Origin of the sequence: Streptomyces sp. AC550_RSS872 (assembly GCF_019049285.1) — a bacterium.
Lineage (GTDB): Bacteria > Actinomycetota > Actinomycetes > Streptomycetales > Streptomycetaceae > Streptomyces.
Genome location: NZ_JAGMUL010000007.1, coordinates 1 through 15,163, shown reverse-complemented (window position 1 = coordinate 15,163; position 15,163 = coordinate 1). Strand labels below are relative to the sequence as shown.

Sequence of the window (15,163 nt, the reverse complement as noted above, 5' to 3'; positions counted from 1 at the left end):
GAACTGGCAGGAAAAGCAGCAGCAGTAGGACGGGGAGGCGGTGGGAGACGAAAGCGCGGGACATGCCCCGGGAGGGCGAGGGGAGGTGACGGAGGGTCATGGAAGCCTGAACAGTCAGGACTCAGGCGGGGTCTGGAATCGCGATTGACTGACCTCCCGTCAGGCTGCTTTTCGGTTTCGATTAGGGCCAGACTAAACAGGATCGAGCCACGTTCGGGGGATTTTCACGGTTGTTGCTGCTTCATTTTGAAGCACGAGATAGACTCTGGACTCAGCTAGCAGCACCACTGAGAGGGTTTGGGTCTTTTGGATCAGGCTTCCTCTCGCCAGATCAGTCCCGGAGATCCGGTCCCGGTGGCTTCACCGTAGCCGCTCGCACATCGTCTACGTGCAGGTTTCCTGTTTCCTGCCACGTAGGAATCCCCACCGGCCTACAGGAGAAGGCAGACCGAAATGGCAGCAATGGAACTCCGACCCCACCAGCGAGAAGCCGTTGATGCGGTACTGCGCGCCCTCGAATTGCCTGCAAGATCTCTTGTGCCGGAGGGTGGTCTCCGGACTCAGGTGATCATGGCAACCGGATCCGGCAAGAGCCTCGTGGCCGCCCGGAGCGCTGAGGACCTCCACGCGGGCCGGGTCCTGGTGCTCGTGCCCTCGCTGGATCTGCTCGCCCAGACCGAGGCATCCTGGCGCGCTGGAGGTCGCACGGGCCCGATGATCGGGGTGTCGTCCCTGCGCGGGGAGCAGGTGTCCTTCCCCAACACCACGGACGTGGACGAGCTGGTCTCCTGGGTGAAGCCGTTCGACAAGGTGACCGTGTTCGCCACGTACGCCAGCCTGGGGCTGGGCACGCTGGAGCGCGCCCATGAGGCCGGCCTCCCGGGTTGGGACCTGATCATCGTGGACGAAGCCCACCGCTGTTCGGGCCGGATCGGGAAGCCGTGGGCGGTCGTCCACAACAACCAGAAGATCCCTTCCCTGCGCAGGCTGTACATGACGGCCACGCCCCGGGTGTGGCAGTTGGACGAGGACTCCGAGGGAGCCCCGGGCGAGCTGGTCGCGTCGATGGAGGACGACCCGGACGGGCCGTTCGGTGCCCGCTGCTACACGCTGACGCTGTCGGAGGCGATCGACCGGGGGATCTGCGCGCCGTACCAGGTGGTGTGTGTGGACATCACCGACACCCAGCTCCAGGCCGCGCAGCTCCTGGGTGCTGAGGGCCGTTCAGACGAGGTTCGCGGGGCCCGGCTCGCCGCCCTGCAGACCGCGTTGCTGAAGGCGTCCTCGGAGGAGAACTTCAAGCGCACGCTGGTCTTCCACCACGTCGTCAAGGAAGCCGAGGCGTTCGCTGCCGGCCTCCCTCACGTCGCCGCGCAGCTGCACGCCGCCGACCCCGAGCTGTACCCGAAGACGATCTGGGCGGACTGGCTGTGCGGGGAGCACAAGCCGCTCCACCGCCGGCGTCGGCTGGGTGAGTTCGCCGCCGGGATCGCCGCGGACGGCACCTTCGTGGAGAAGTGCTTCCTGTGCTCGGTGAAGGTGCTGGGCGAGGGCGTCGACACCAAGCACTGCGACTCCGTCTACTGGGCTGACGTGCGCGGCTCGATGCCCGACCTCGTCCAGGCCGTCGGGCGGGCGCTGCGGATGCAGCCCGGCGAGGGCAAGGTGGCCAGCCTGGTCGTCCCGGTCCTGCTCGGGCCGGGCGAGACGGCCGACAACATGCTGACCTCCCGGGCGTTCGGCGGGTTGGCGAAGCTGCTGGAGGCGCTCAGGGCGCACGACGCCCGGGTGGTGGAGCAGTTGGCGCAGCAGCAGGCCCCGAGCGCCTACAAGCCCGTCCAGAAGGCCGCACAGGGCCAGGATGGTCGGGGTGAGCGGTCCGGGGGTCCGTCGGCGCCCGCGCGGCGGCTGCTGAAGTTCAGCGCGCCGCGTGACCCGGCGCAGCTGGCCGCGTTCATCAACCTGCGGGTCCTCAACCCGGAGCATGAGCACTGGAGGCGGGGCGTGGAGGCCTCCGTCATCTACGCCCGCGAGTCCGGGGATCTGAAGGTGCCGTTCACGTTCCGCGTGCCGTCTGGTGAGGAGGCTCAGGCTGGAGGGTGGCCGGCCTCGCTGGCCACTTTCCCGCTGGGGCAATGGGTGGCCGACGCCAGGCGCTTCTACGCCCGCGGGACGCTGAACGAGGACCGCATCGAGCAGTTGGAGAAGCTCGGCATGGTGTGGTCGCACTACGACGTCGCCTGGGAGGAGGGCCTCGCGGCGGCGCGCGGGTGGGCCGCCGAAAACGGGCACCTGTTGGCGCCGCTGGACGCCACCTACCAGGGTTACCGAGTAGGGACTTTTCTAAAGAACGCCAGGGCCGCAGCACGAAAGGCCTCGGAGATCGAGCAGCGGCGTGCCGAGGGGCTGCCGGTTCAGTCGTCGGCCGGCGCGCTGTCGGATGACCGGCGCGAGCAGTTGGAGGAGATCGACCCGTCCTGGTGCCCCACGTGGCCGGTGGAGTGGCAGCGGGCGTTCCACCTCACGCGGCTGCACTTGGAGCAGGGCGGCGAACTGCCCACCGAACCGGGCAAGGCACTCGTGCAGTCCGAGGACCTCGGGCGGTGGGTGCGCGCCCAGCGTCTGGGCTGGGACAAGCTCACCACCGTGCAGCAGTGGATGTGCGAGCACATCCTCGGGATCACCCCCGCGACCGAGGAAGAGAAGCCGAAGCCGCGCCGCACGCAGGCCGACAAGTGGGCCGCCAACCTGGCAGCCGCCAAGCAGTTCTACGAACGCGAGGGCCACCTGAACGTCCCCCGCAAGCACGTGGAGACCGTGCTCGCCGACGAGGGATGGGAACTGCAGTTCCGCCTGGGGGCATGGATCAGCAATCAGCGCTCGCGCGCGGCGACGCTGTCGGAGGACCGGCGCGAGCAGCTCTCCAGTATCGGCATGCGCTGGGCATAGGCGCATGCCAGCGGGTGGGATGGCAGTAAAGCGATCCCGGATGAGCGGCATTCCGTAACCGAGTTGCATCCATGGGGGGTTATGCGTACGGACGGGCGAGAGGGATCAGCGTCGAGGGAAGGCTGAGCTGTTGGTGCTAGGTGCTGGCGTATGGCGGGTGGCGCCGGTACACGGCGAGATGACGCAGTCGTTCCTGCGCAGGTTGGCAGCTCGGTACGGCGTGGAGATCAAGGAGCTGCTGCCGGCAGTGGCTGACGCCGGTGGGCGGTCGAACGTCATGGGCCGAGCGCGGCCGGACAGCGAGGTCTTTCTCAATCAGGAGGCCCGCGATCGCGTAGCAGTGCTGTGCCGTGTCGCGTCCCACCACCTGCACAAGGCACTGCCAGCCTGGGCTCAAGAAGAGCCGCGTCGGCGGTTTCCCATGGGCCCGGCGGCGCAGTTCCATCACGGGCCGGAGATGGTCCTGCCGTGGGGGCCGGCGTGCCCCGAATGCACGGTCAGGCGGACTGGGCGTCCAGAGGACGTGCGCTTGTACCTGCAGCCCGGCCAGCGTGTGTGCGGGGTGCACCACGCGTGGTTGATGCAGGTGCCCGGCACGGCGGGCTGTGTGGTGGCGCTGCCGGCGGGTGAGCTGTGGGTGCAGGCGCAGAAGCGGCATCGGAAGCTGTTGCGTCGCGGTACGGCGGCGGTCGGCGCCTTCGAGGTGGCTCAGGCGGTGACCGCGTCGTGGTGGCAGCGGATGTGGCCGCGCGAGCAGCTGTGGCCGGCGCGGCTGCGCGCGCTGTGGGAATCCAGGGTGGAGTGGGAGACGTGGCAGGTGGTGGCGCGGGAGGCTGTGACGTATCCGGAGGCCGTGGCGCTTGCCGCGTTGCTCGCCGACGGCGCTTTTCGCAGGCGCGTGGTGGCCGAGGCGCGTGGGGGTGTTCCGTTCCGGCTGGCTGATCTGCCGTCGTTGCCCGTGGCGGTCGCACGCTGTCTGCGACGGCCCTGGCTGGTGGAGGAACTCGCGGCGCAGACGTCAGGTCCCTTGTTCACATGGGCTCATCAGTGCGTGCGGGCGCACCGGGGCGGGCAGGCCGCGGAGAGGGGTATGTGGGCGGTGGCCTCCGCCCACCGTCCGCGGCCGGTGGCAGACGAACTCGCCGAGGTGGCCAAGCCCGCTGGGCGCAGTATGGGGGCCAAGAGACGGCGAGGGCACAGCCGGCAAGCGGATCAGGCCTTCGCTACCGGTCTGTCCTACGCGCGCCGGTATCTGCAGGAGCACGGCAACCTTGCTGTTCAGGAGGACACCATGGTGGATTCCTTCCGGCTCGGTGAATGGCTGCACAACGTCAAGACCAGGGCCTGGGCACTGTCGCAGGAGCGTGTAGAGGCGCTGAAGGCCTTGGATGTGTGGTGGAACGTGCCCTGGCCGACGCAGTGGCAGCGGTCGTACTACCGGGCCCGCGATCATGCCGCGGTGCACGGGCCGCCGGATGCGGCGGCCGGTTTCCCCGGTACCCACGTCCTCAACGGAGAGTGGCTATACCTGCAGTGCAGCCACTACGACTCGCTCCATCCCGAACAGCAGCGTCTGCTGGCCGACATCGGGATCACCGTTGAGGTGGCCCGCACGGCCCGGCCCCGGCGGGCCAGCATGCAAGCCGGCTTCGAGGCGGCACTGGAACATGCCAAGGCTTACGCTGCCGAACACGGGCACCTGGCGGTCTCGGGCAAGAGCGTGCGGTATCAGGGCTATCCGCTGGGAGCCTGGCTCACCAGCCAGCGCAGCCGAGCAAGGCGCGCCTCGAGCGCCACGAAGCGGTCCCTCGCACTCGATGCCATCGATCCATGGTGGAATCCGCCATGGCCTCTGGCCTGGCAGCGCGCCTACGCTGACGTCCGCCGGCTCGTGGAAAGCGGTCAGCGGCTGGATGCGTCTGCCGGGTTCCCGGGGATCGATGCCGAACTGGCCCGGTGGCTGTCACAGCAACGTGCCGCTCCGCAGAGCCTTCATCCTGACCAGCGGCGTCTGCTGGCAGAGATCGGCATGGTGGAGCCCAGCGAGAAGACTCCGGTCGCCGTCGGAGACGACCAGGAGGCGCATGCGGCCGGGGCAATGCCGGATGCGGGTCTGGCCAGCGCCCGATGCTTCGCCGCAGAACACGGGCACCTGGCAGTGGCCTCCGACTACGTCCACAACGGGTACCCCCTGGGCCGGTGGCTAGCCTCACAGCGCATGCAGGACCGCAGTCATGCCCGGTCGAGCAGGGGTCGGTGGCCGCGGGGGCAGCTGCTCGCTGCCCTGGATCCCTGGTGGAATCCGCCCTGGCACTATTCCTGGCAACGTCGCTACCAGCAGGCCCACGCCCTGTGGCGGGCAGGCAGGCTCCCCCTGCCCGGCACGCCCACCGTCCATCACCAGCAGGGCGAGGACCGGGAGGATGAGGCGGACGAGGTAGCGGCGTGGCTGCACCGTCAGTGCGCTCGCCACGATGTCCTCCAGCTTGAGCAGCAGAATCTCCTGGCGGACATCCAGATCACCGCCGCCACCGCCCGCGCGGTCACCACAGCCGCACGCCCGGCGCCGACGGATCAAGGGCTGGAGCACGCTCGCAGCTACGCCGCCGAACACGGCCACCTCGCCGTCTCCACCCCCACCGAGCACGCCGGTTTTCCCCTGGGGTCCTGGCTGTTGCAGCAGCGGCGCAAAGCCCGCTCAGGCCGGCTGTCCGCCCACACCCTGCAAGAACTCACCGCCCTGGATCCCTGGTGGAACCCGCCCTGGGCCTTCATCTGGCAACGGCACTACCACCAATACCGCACCACGGACCAACCCATCCCACCCGAGCTGCAGCGCTGGGCCCGCAAACAGACCACCTTGTGGGAACAGCTCCACCCCCACCAGCAAGGACTGCTGACGGCCATCGGCCTTAACGCGCTCCTGTTCCACCCGGAGCACCCGGAGCGGCAAGGCGATCTCGGCTGATAGGTGGCCTGGACAGCTCGCTGGGCCGGACCGCTACTGATCGTCCTGGTGGTAGGCGCGGGCAAGGAGCCCGGCGAACGCAGCAGCCCGCTCTACGCTGTATCGGCCGCCTCGGATCTGTTGGAGCAGTGCACGGCCTACCTGTTCGGGAGTGAACCCGTTTCTTGCCAGCTCTTGAACGATCTCCTCAACAGGCGGTGGTGCGTGCCTGTGGGCACGCTCGCTCACGGCCCCCGGCGCTGTTCCGGCAAGGACAGGCCTTTGGTCGGCTGATGCAGCAGCCTGCAATGGAGCGTCGAAGAGGAGTTGCTGTTCTCTCGGAGCATCCCCAGCAGGCCGACTCCGCGGTTGCCTCACATCTCCTGGGAGGAGATTCTCATCCAGCGGCCTGAGGTCAGGCCTGGCGCGGACCAGGATGCTCTGGCCGAACGACAAGGTGCCCCACACGTATGTGGCCTGGTTGCTCGCCGTCGGCGTGTCCATAGGCGTCAGGGGGCCTAGACCGGCCAGTGCCGGTCCCATAGGCGTGTGGCCTACGAGGTCGAGTGTGGCCTTGGGAGGGCTCCAGCGGAGCAGATCTGGGTAGGCGAACGTGGCAGCTTCACGCCCTTGGGAAATGTCCCACATGCGGCGTGCTTCGGAGTCGATGACCTTGGCATCTTGCACGGTGCCAGGGGGAGGGCCTGCTGTGACGGCGCCTAGGAGTGCGCCAGCCATGGTGGCGATGGTGTCGGTGTCCGAGCCGAGAGTGTTAGCGGCGAGGAGCAGGCCGGCTTCTGGTGAGTCGGCGTAGGCATGGGCGAGCACCGCTGCAAGCAGGGTGGTGACTGTGCCTGATCCGCGAGTCGCGTCGTTGAAGCCGCCCCACTGCTCCACCAGAGCAGCGTAGGTCTCTGCGGTCAGGGGTGTTGTGGGGTCGAAGGTCTCGAGTGCTGCGCGGCATTCGTTGGCGACGGTGGTTGCGGCTGAGCGGAAGTCGATGCCTGCGGAGTCAGTCCATGTGGGTAGCCACAGGTACGCGAGTTCGTCGTCCTTCGCGATGACGTCCGGTACTTGCTCTAGCCAGTCGATTGTGGGGCGCCACTGCTTGGGGCCGGGAAGTTCGTTGGTGTCCAGGGCGTAGGCCAGCAGGATGGCGTGCAGGACAGCGCCGAGGATGCCTCGGGGGTGGCCGTGGGTACTGACGGCGTTTCGTACGACGTCGCGGGTGATGTTGTCCCAGTTGGTGAGGTCCCGTGCGGACCAGACATGGGGCTGGATGCGCATAGCGGCACCGTTGCCGCCGATGTCGACGTAGCGGGCGGCTTTGGTGGCGAAGATGTTCTGGGACCACTTGGCTTCGACCCGCATCAAGCCGGTGGCTGCCGCTTTGGTCCCGCGGCCAGCTCCGAGGGCGTAGGCCTGCCATGCGACGACTTCGATCTTGGCGAAGGCCTCGGCGTCGAATTCACCGTCTCCGCGAATGGCGCGTGAAGTGGCCAGGCGCAGCTGGGTGTCGTCGGAGTACGCGCCTGCCGGTAGGGGCATGTCGCGTCCGTAGCGTCCTCCGATGCGCCTTTTCCAGGGGACGGTGGTGGTGACGTCATCGCGCCCGATGCGGCGTCGCACGCCGGCGGTGTCGGTCAGTTCGGTGATGAAGCCGAGTGCGTCTCCGTACGCCGCCCACTGGGCTGAGGCGCGTACTGCCTCCCATTGCATGGCGCTCACCGTAGTCCTTACCTGCCGAACGTGACCGGGTCGACAATGATGTCGACCTCATCATGTCCGCTGACACTGACAATGGCCTCAGCCTTCGCTGCGTCCTCGTCAGTGAGGACGCAGATGCGCTGCAGGTGTCGTGTGGAGACGGCCTGCGGGTAGAGCACCTCGGCTTGCGGGTTCGTTGGGAGGTGAGGCTCGCGGTTGCCGCGTGGCGGCGTGCTCTTACCGAATCCGTAGGGGACACGCTCGGCGAAGAGAGCTTCGGCTCCAGGCAGTCCCTCCACGGGGGTAATGCCCTCGTATCCCATGTTGCTTGGGGAGAACAGCACGCCTGGGTGCGTCATGATGACGGGATCAAAGCTGAGGACTGCCCAGAAGAGGTCTTCGTTCGCCCACCACTTTTGGCTGCTGGTCCGCAGGAAACTGTGGTTGGGTTCGCTGATGCTGAGGTTCACGTACCGCCAGTATTTCGGGTCCTCGCGGCGCCACTTGGTGTTCTCGTGGTAGATGCTCTCCAGATACTCGTCCTCGGACAGAAGTGCCCGAGCCTTGCATTCTCGTTGCAGGAGTATGCCCAGCAATCCCCGATTTGTGGTGAAATGCACCACTTCGCTGATCTTGCGCTCCTGGATGAGCGCGTTGATGCCCTCAGCCTGTCCTTCACCATTCGGTATGGCCGGGATCGGCTCTGCCGCGGTCATACGGCTTTCACCTCGTAGGTGTCCGGGTCCATGCAGGCGATGAGGTCGCTGGCCTCGGAGGGCTTATAGGTGATGGTCAGCGTCTTGCGGGCGCGTCCGGCGGACATGGCCAGCAGGCGCAGGTGAGCGTCTCGCTCGCTGTCTCCGGGTTCGGTGGCGTGCGGCATGACTTCGCTGTTGAGTCCGACGATGATCACGTGGTCGAACTCCAGCCCCTTGGCGGAGTGCATGGTCGACAGGGCAACGTTCACCGGTCCCGTCGGCCACTCGGCGTTCCGGGTGAGTTCGACGTAGGCCAGTCCGGCGGCGTTCAGACGGTTCTTGACCTCGCCGAACCAGCCCTTGGCGTGAAGGATGGCGACGGACTCGTCGTTGTCGGGTCCCAGGTCGTTGAGGAACTGCACCACATGGTCCATCTGCTGAGTGAAGGTGCCCTGGACCAGCAGAGGCTTGTCGCCCTCCTCCTTGCAGGAGGTGAGGTCAGGGATCGCAGCATCGTCCGTTGTCTCCACGTCCTTGAGCAGCGGAGCAGCGAAGGCGGCGATCTGCCGGGTGTTGCGGAAGTTCTTCGACAGCAGCTTGCTGTTGTGCGAGCCCACGCTCAGGCCGACCTCGCTCCACGTGAAGCGCTGAGGGTAGATGCGCTGAGCAGCGTCGAGGACGAAGGTCAGCGTGTGCTCGTCAGTGAGGTGGTTGAGTACGGCCCGGACCTGGTTGGCGGAGAAGTCCTGAGCCTCGTCGACCACCACCACGTGGTAGGGGTCGTCGGCGCGCTTGGCCGCCATGGCGTTCGCCAGGTCGGACCAGTCCCAGGCCTGCTGCTGCTTCTTCCACTCCTGGAAGGGATAGATCACCTCCTCCAGCAGCCGGCGGCGCAACGGGGTCGGCATCCGCGGCGAGCGGCCGCGGCCCTGACGTTCGCACTCGATGTACTCGGCCAGGTGGTCGGGCGTGAAGCGGCCCAGGACATAGTCCACTTCAGAGCGTACGAACTCGGCGGACAACGGCAGAGGCGCGGCCAGGGCATCCAGCTTCCGGTTGCGCTCGTGGTCCTGGAGGATCCGCTCGTAGGCCACACGGTCGGTGGCCCACTTCGCGAAGGTGGAGATCGTCAGCTCGACGTCATTGCCCTTGAGCTGCTCCTGGGTGAGTTCCTCGATGTAGCCGCGCAGCGTGCGGTTGTACGTGAGGACCAGTACGCGGACGGGGCCGCTGATGAAGCCGTCGCGGCGGCGACGCTGCCAAAAGCCAACGGTGAACTTCAGCCGGTACAAGGCCGTAGTGGTCTTGCCGCTACCGGCGGCGCCCCGTACGACGAACACTCCCGGCTTGTGGTTGTTGATCACCGTGAGCTGCTCGCTCGTCGGCTGCGTCGGCCTGAGCACCTTCATCCGCGCGGTCCCTCCCCAAGACTGCTCCCCCAACCTGAGGCCATGTTAGAAGCCGCTCCGCACAGTCCGGTTGAAGATCAGACAAGCAGTCTGTCGCAGGATTGCAGATAGCGACACACCGGTCACCTATTCGGGTGATGGGTGTTGAGGTGCCCCTCCCTCAGAGGCGGCAGGCACTTGGCTGTCCGGCGTGGAGCAGCACGCTGTCAACGGGTGGGGCGGGATGGACGTCGAAGCGGCATTCGCCACCGCTGCCGGGCAGGCGACGCAGGTGCCGTGGGACCGGGCGGCGTCGGTGCGGTTGGAGGATCTGGCGCCGGTATCCGCGTTTCCGGTCGTTCCGGGCCGCCGGTGGGGGCCCGGCTGGTGGTGGTCCGCGACCACCGGACGGCACGTGGTGCACGGTTCGGCAGCGATGCGCACCCAGCTGATGATCCTGGACCGGGACCCGGACGTGACCGGCCTGTCCGCACGCCCGGTACGGCTGCTGTGGCGGGATGCCGACGGGCGGGTGCGCTCGTGGGTGCCTCAGCTGTTCGCCCGGTACGCCGACGGCACCGGCCTGCTCGCCGACTGCCCCTCCAGCCCGACCTCTGGTACAGACAGGGCGCAGCAGGCGCGGGTGGTCCTGGAGGCGGCGTGCGCACGCGTGGGCTGGACCTACCGGCGCCTCGAGCCGCCACCGGCGGTGGTGGCGGCGAATCTGCGGTGGCTTGCCGGCTACCGCCACCCGCGCAATCAAGGGCCGCCCGGGCTGCGGGCCGCGTTGACTGAGGCGTTCGCCGGGCCCCGGCCGCTGGCCGACGGCGCAGCTGCGGTGGGTGATCCTCTGCAGGTACTGCCGGCTGTCTATCACGCGCTGTGGTCCGGGTGGCTTGCGGCGCGGCTCGATGAGCCCCTCAGTGAGCAGGCACTGCTGTGCGCGCACCGGACCGACGGCGAGCAGGACACCCCGGCGGCGAGTGCCGCAGGGCGGAATGAGGGGTGAGCGCGGTGGGCGATCAGCCGGGCCAGCGGCGGCCGGTGGTGGAGGTCGGCGCGCACGTCGCCTACCGAGGACAGACCTGGCAGGTCGCCGCCCTGCAGGGCCAGCAGGTCTACCTGCTGCAGGAGGACGGCACCGAAACGAGCCTGCTGCTGGGGCGGTTGTTCGCTGATCCGGGCTTCGAAGTGGTGGGTGCACGGACGCCGGACGCGGTGCCGCAGTGGGGGTTGTTCGAGACCGTTCCGCTGGCGGCCCAGCAGCGTGCGCTGGCCTGGCTGCCCCATATCCGGGAGGTGGAGACCGGGCTGCCGCATGCCCCGGGCAGCCGTGACGGCCAGATGATGCGCCCGGAGTACGACCCCGAGCGATGGACGCTGGCACAGCGGGATGCGGCCAAGGCGAAGGAGCTGACGGCGCTCGGCTTCCCTCGGGTGACGCGCACGACGGTGGAGCGGATGCGGCACGCCTACCGCAAGCAAGGCTTGTGGGGACTGGTCGACAAGCGCACGGTGCCGGCACGCGGCCGTCATCCGACGGGATATGCCGACGAGCGGGTCGTGGCCGCGGTCCTGGAGGCGCTGCGGCGTCAACGGGGCCGGTCGAAGGGGACGGTGAAGGGACTGCAGGTACTGGTCGGCCAGATCCTGGAGGACACGCACGGGCGCGGGGTGGTGGAGATGCCCTCACGGTCGACGTTCTACCGGCTGGTGAGTGTGCTGGCCGACCCGGCCGATCGTCCAGGACGCCCGGCACGCACCGCCATCGCACCCGCCCGTGCCTCGTCGGCGCCGGTGGTGCTGCGGCCCGGGGAGCAGGTGCAGATCGACACCACCCGCCTGGACATCATGGCCGTCCTGGAGGACGGCACCCTGGGCCGGCCGGAGCTGACGATTGCCGTCGACGCCGCCACCCGCTCCATCCTGGCCGCCGTCCTACGCCCGCACAGCACCAAAGCCGTCGACGCCGCCCTGCTCCTGGCGGAAATCGCTGTTCCCCACCCAGCCCGGCCGACCTGGCCCGCAGCGCTTCATCTGTCACACGCCGAGGTGCCGTATCAGCGGATGCTGTCGCTGGACGAACGCCTGGAGGGCGCGGCCGCCCGCCCGGTGATCGTGCCCGAGACGATCATCGTCGACCGCGGCAAGATCTACCTCTCGCAGGGCTTCGTCGCCGCCTGCGAGACCCTCGGGGTGAGCGTGCAGCCCGCCCCGCCCCGCCGGCCGCAGGCCAAGGCCGTAGTGGAGCGCACCTTCCGCGCGATCAACGACCTGTTCTGCCAGCACGTCGCCGGCCACACCGGATCCAACCCCCAACGCCGCGGCTCCAAGACGGCGGCCGAGGCACGGTGGACGATCCCGCAGCTGCAGGACTTCCTCGACGAATGGATCACCTGCGGCTGGCAGAACCGGCCCCACGACGGCCTGCGCCACCCCGTCCTGCCCAAAACCGCCCTCACGCCGAACCAGATGTGGGCCGCGCTCATCACCGTCAGCGGCTACGTGCCCGTCCCGCTGACCGGGGCCGACTACCTCGAACTGCTGCCGGTGCGCTGGCAGCCCATCACCGAACGCGGCATCCGCCTCGACTACCGCACCTACAACCACCCCATCCTCGACCCCCACCGCGGCCAGCGCTCCCCCATCGCGGCCAGGGACGGCAAGTGGGAGGTCCACCACAACCCCCACGACGCCCGCCAGGTCTTCGTCCGCCTCACCGACGGACAGCTCCACGAAATCCCCTGGATCCACCGCGACCACGTCCACCAGCCCTTCAACAACGCCCTCTGGCGCCACATCCAGACCGAGGTCGAACAACGCGGGGACCACGACCAGCATGAGGCCGACCTCGCCGACGCCCTCGACCAGCTCCTTCGCCGCACCCGCCACCCCGCCGAGGCCGAGCAGAAAACCCGCCGTCGCAGAGCCCCTCGCTCCGGAAGTACGGCAGCACAGTTGCCCGATCTGCCCGGCCAGCGGCGCCCACTCGACGCAGAGACCACACCTGCACTGGACTGGAGCGAGAGCCTGGACGATCTCATCAGCGTCGACGCGGCGGCCGAGACCGACATGAGCGAGCCGGAGGGCGCGAGCGTGCTGCCGGCCGAGGCAGGCGGATACGGGCTGTGGGACGCCGAAGCGGAGGCCGAGCAGTGGTGAACGCCTCGCCGGGCACGAGCGATGCACCTGCCGACGCGTCCCCGTCGACAGCGGACCGGTCTCCCGGTGCCGCGGCAAGCGCCGACGGCGACACCCCTGATCCGCAGCCTCACTCGGTGACAACGTGGGACGGCTTCCAGTCCTTCGCCACCACACCCGTGGCGGCCCCTCCCCCACCCGGGGCGCCGCGCCGCAGCCTCGAGGAACGCCTGGCCTACCACTCGCGGTTCGTCACCGTGCGCACCCCGGCCATCGACGCCCTCGCCAAAAACGTACGCACCCTGATGATCCTCGGCCGCCACCAGACGGTCACCGCACGGCCGTCCCTGATCGTCACAGGCCCCGCCGGCGCCGGAAAAACCACCGCCCTGCTCCAGGTCGGACGCGCCTGCCACCTCGCCCACACCCGCCGCCACGGCGCTGCAGCAACGGCCGGGCATGTTCCCGTCGCCTACGTCCTGGTCCCGCCCGCCGCCAGCGCCAAGACCCTGGCCACCGAGTTCGCCCGCTACCTCGGCATCCCCGTCGCCGCCGGCATGTCCCAGGCCCAGATCACCAACGCCGTCTGCCACACCTACACGTCTGCCGGCGTCCAGCTGGTGATGATCGACGAGATCCACCGCCTCAACCCCCGCACCACCACCGGCGCCCAGAGCGCCGACCTGATCAAAGACCTCACCGAACGCATCGGCGCCACCTTCGTCTACGCCGGCATCGACGTCACCACCACACCCCTGTTCACCGGGGTGCGCGGCGCCCAACTCGCCGGACGCGCCTCCCTCATCGACTGCGCCGCCTTCCCCGCCCGCCTCGGCGACAGCGAACCCTTCCGCGACCTCGTCACCGCGATGGAAACCGCGCTCGACCTGCGCCACCACCGGACCGGGACCCTCCCCAAGCTGGCCCCGTACCTGCACGAGCGCACCGCCGGCCGCATCGGCAGCCTTGCCCGCCTCATCCGCCAGGCCGCCATCACCGCCCTGGTCGACGGCACCGAACGCATCACCAAAACCACACTCGACGCCATCCGCCTCGATCACCTCGCCGAACAGCACTACCAACCCCGCACCCGGCCACGAAGCCGCCGTACCAGCACCCCGTGAGCCCGACAGACGCCGCGGCCCGTGCCCGAGCCGCGACCGTGCCCGCGCAGCCCAGCGTCGTCACCGCAGCGGTGTGGCTGCGGGCCCCGTCAGCAGCACCGGGCGTGTTCCGCGTACGGCCGCTGCCCTTTGAGGCGACCGCCTCCTACGTCCAACGCCTCGCCGACACCTACCAGCTGACGCTCCCCCAACTCCTCGACGGCAACGGCATCACCCTGACCGGCCACGGCACGCTACCGACAGCTGAACTCCACCTCAGCCCCGCCGCCCGCCACCACCTCGCCGCCCTGACCCGCATCCCACTCCCCCACCTGACACACGCCCTGCCCCGCCTCGCCCCCAACCACGACGCCCACCACCCCGCAGCCGCCGCACGCTGGAAACGGCTCGAGGCCGAGCAGCAGCCCATCCGCGCCTGCACCCTGTGCACCCGCCACCACACTCGCGGCACCACCGACACCGCCTGGGTTCACCGGCCGCCGCACCGGCTGGTGTGCCCACACCACCACCAAGCCGCCCCCGACCCACGACTCACCACCACCATCCGCACCTGGGCCACGCCAGAACTCGCCATGGCGCACCACGCCCACCAGCGCCTCCTACGACACCCCCGCGCCGCCACCGCCTGGACCACCGCGCGCGCCATCACCACCCGCTGGTACGACCACCAGCAACACCTCACCCACCGCTGGCACACCCGCCTGACCCAGCTCTGCGCGACCAACCCCCACCTCACCACCACGGGCAGCGCCTCCCCCGCCCTCCTGGCACGCGACCTGATCACCTACCCCGAAACCGTCGCCCTCGCCCGCACCCTCGCCACCCTGCCGAGCGGGCACCAGCACACCACCAACGGCGCCCTCGCCCTCATCACCCACCGGTTGCACCTCGACCGCCTGACCCCCAGCGCGAACGACCCGCTCCGCGCCTACCTCACCCACACACGCCGCTGACCAGCCACACCGCACTCCGAAGCCCGAAGAGAGCGCAACCACCCATAGACGCACCACTACATCGACGGGAAACTCAAGATCATTCCCATACAACTACCGGACCACAGGCCAACCACCCGAACAACCAAACCGAACACACCAGCAGGCACGCCGATTACTCCAGAACATGACCGCTCCCCCAGCTCAAAATCCCAACGAAAAGACGGGACATCAGACCAGAACACCCCAGCTCCCTGAAGATCACTGGCCCGTCACA

9 protein-coding genes are annotated in these 15,163 nt (G+C 68.6%); 6 read left to right on the top strand and 3 right to left on the bottom strand.

Annotation, left to right across the window (positions count from 1 at the left end; translation table 11 throughout):
* Window positions 1–453 precede the first annotated feature (453 nt).
* Together KUM44_RS03150 and KUM44_RS03145 are read left to right on the top strand one after the other, a co-directional pair.
* A complete protein-coding gene (locus tag KUM44_RS03150; RefSeq protein WP_254388973.1) occupies window positions 454–2,949 on the top strand; it encodes a DEAD/DEAH box helicase in 2,496 nt (831 codons plus the stop codon).
* A gap of 133 nt (window positions 2,950–3,082) precedes the next feature.
* Window positions 3,083–5,917 (top strand): helicase associated domain-containing protein, encoded by a 2,835-nt coding sequence (locus KUM44_RS03145; protein ID WP_308402471.1) that lies wholly within the window; start codon window positions 3,083–3,085, stop codon window positions 5,915–5,917.
* A 33-nt stretch (window positions 5,918–5,950) separates the two neighbouring features.
* Here KUM44_RS03145 and KUM44_RS03140 read toward each other — a convergent pair whose 3' ends face one another.
* The 3 genes from KUM44_RS03140 to KUM44_RS03130 are packed head-to-tail and all read right to left on the bottom strand — an operon-like array spanning window position 5,951 to window position 9,710.
* Window positions 5,951–7,615, bottom strand: coding sequence for an ADP-ribosylglycohydrolase family protein (locus KUM44_RS03140; RefSeq protein ID WP_254388976.1), 1,665 nt, complete (start codon window positions 7,613–7,615; stop codon window positions 5,951–5,953).
* Window positions 7,616–7,632: 17 nt separating this feature from the next.
* Complete coding sequence (locus tag KUM44_RS03135) at window positions 7,633–8,319, bottom strand: DarT ssDNA thymidine ADP-ribosyltransferase family protein (protein WP_217206068.1); 687 nt, start codon at window positions 8,317–8,319, stop codon at window positions 7,633–7,635.
* Entirely contained in the window at window positions 8,316–9,710 is a 1,395-nt protein-coding gene (locus KUM44_RS03130) for a 3'-5' exonuclease (RefSeq protein ID WP_217206067.1), read from the bottom strand. Before KUM44_RS03130 ends, KUM44_RS03135 begins: the two co-directional genes overlap by 4 nt.
* A 190-nt stretch (window positions 9,711–9,900) precedes the next feature.
* On the opposite strand from KUM44_RS03130, the gene KUM44_RS03125 reads away from it, so the two are divergent.
* The 4 genes from KUM44_RS03125 to KUM44_RS46685 all read left to right on the top strand — a co-directional run bounded on the left by KUM44_RS03125 (window position 9,901) and on the right by KUM44_RS46685 (window position 14,907).
* The gene (locus KUM44_RS03125) at window positions 9,901–10,698 is read left to right on the top strand and encodes a TnsA-like heteromeric transposase endonuclease subunit (protein ID WP_374202003.1); all 798 of its coding nucleotides are present in this window, start codon (window positions 9,901–9,903) and stop codon (window positions 10,696–10,698) included.
* Window positions 10,699–10,733: 35 nt separating this feature from the next.
* The gene (locus KUM44_RS03120; RefSeq protein WP_217206073.1) at window positions 10,734–12,851 is read left to right on the top strand and encodes a Mu transposase C-terminal domain-containing protein; all 2,118 of its coding nucleotides are present in this window, start codon (window positions 10,734–10,736) and stop codon (window positions 12,849–12,851) included.
* Between the two features lie 116 nt (window positions 12,852–12,967).
* Window positions 12,968–13,954 carry an ATP-binding protein gene (locus KUM44_RS03115; RefSeq protein WP_217206066.1) on the top strand — a complete coding sequence of 329 codons (987 nt, stop codon included), beginning with the start codon at window positions 12,968–12,970 and terminating at the stop codon, window positions 13,952–13,954.
* Entirely contained in the window at window positions 13,951–14,907 is a 957-nt protein-coding gene (locus tag KUM44_RS46685) for a TniQ family protein (protein ID WP_217206065.1), read from the top strand. The genes KUM44_RS03115 and KUM44_RS46685 overlap by 4 nt, the downstream gene beginning before the upstream one ends.
* Window positions 14,908–15,163 lie beyond the last annotated feature (256 nt).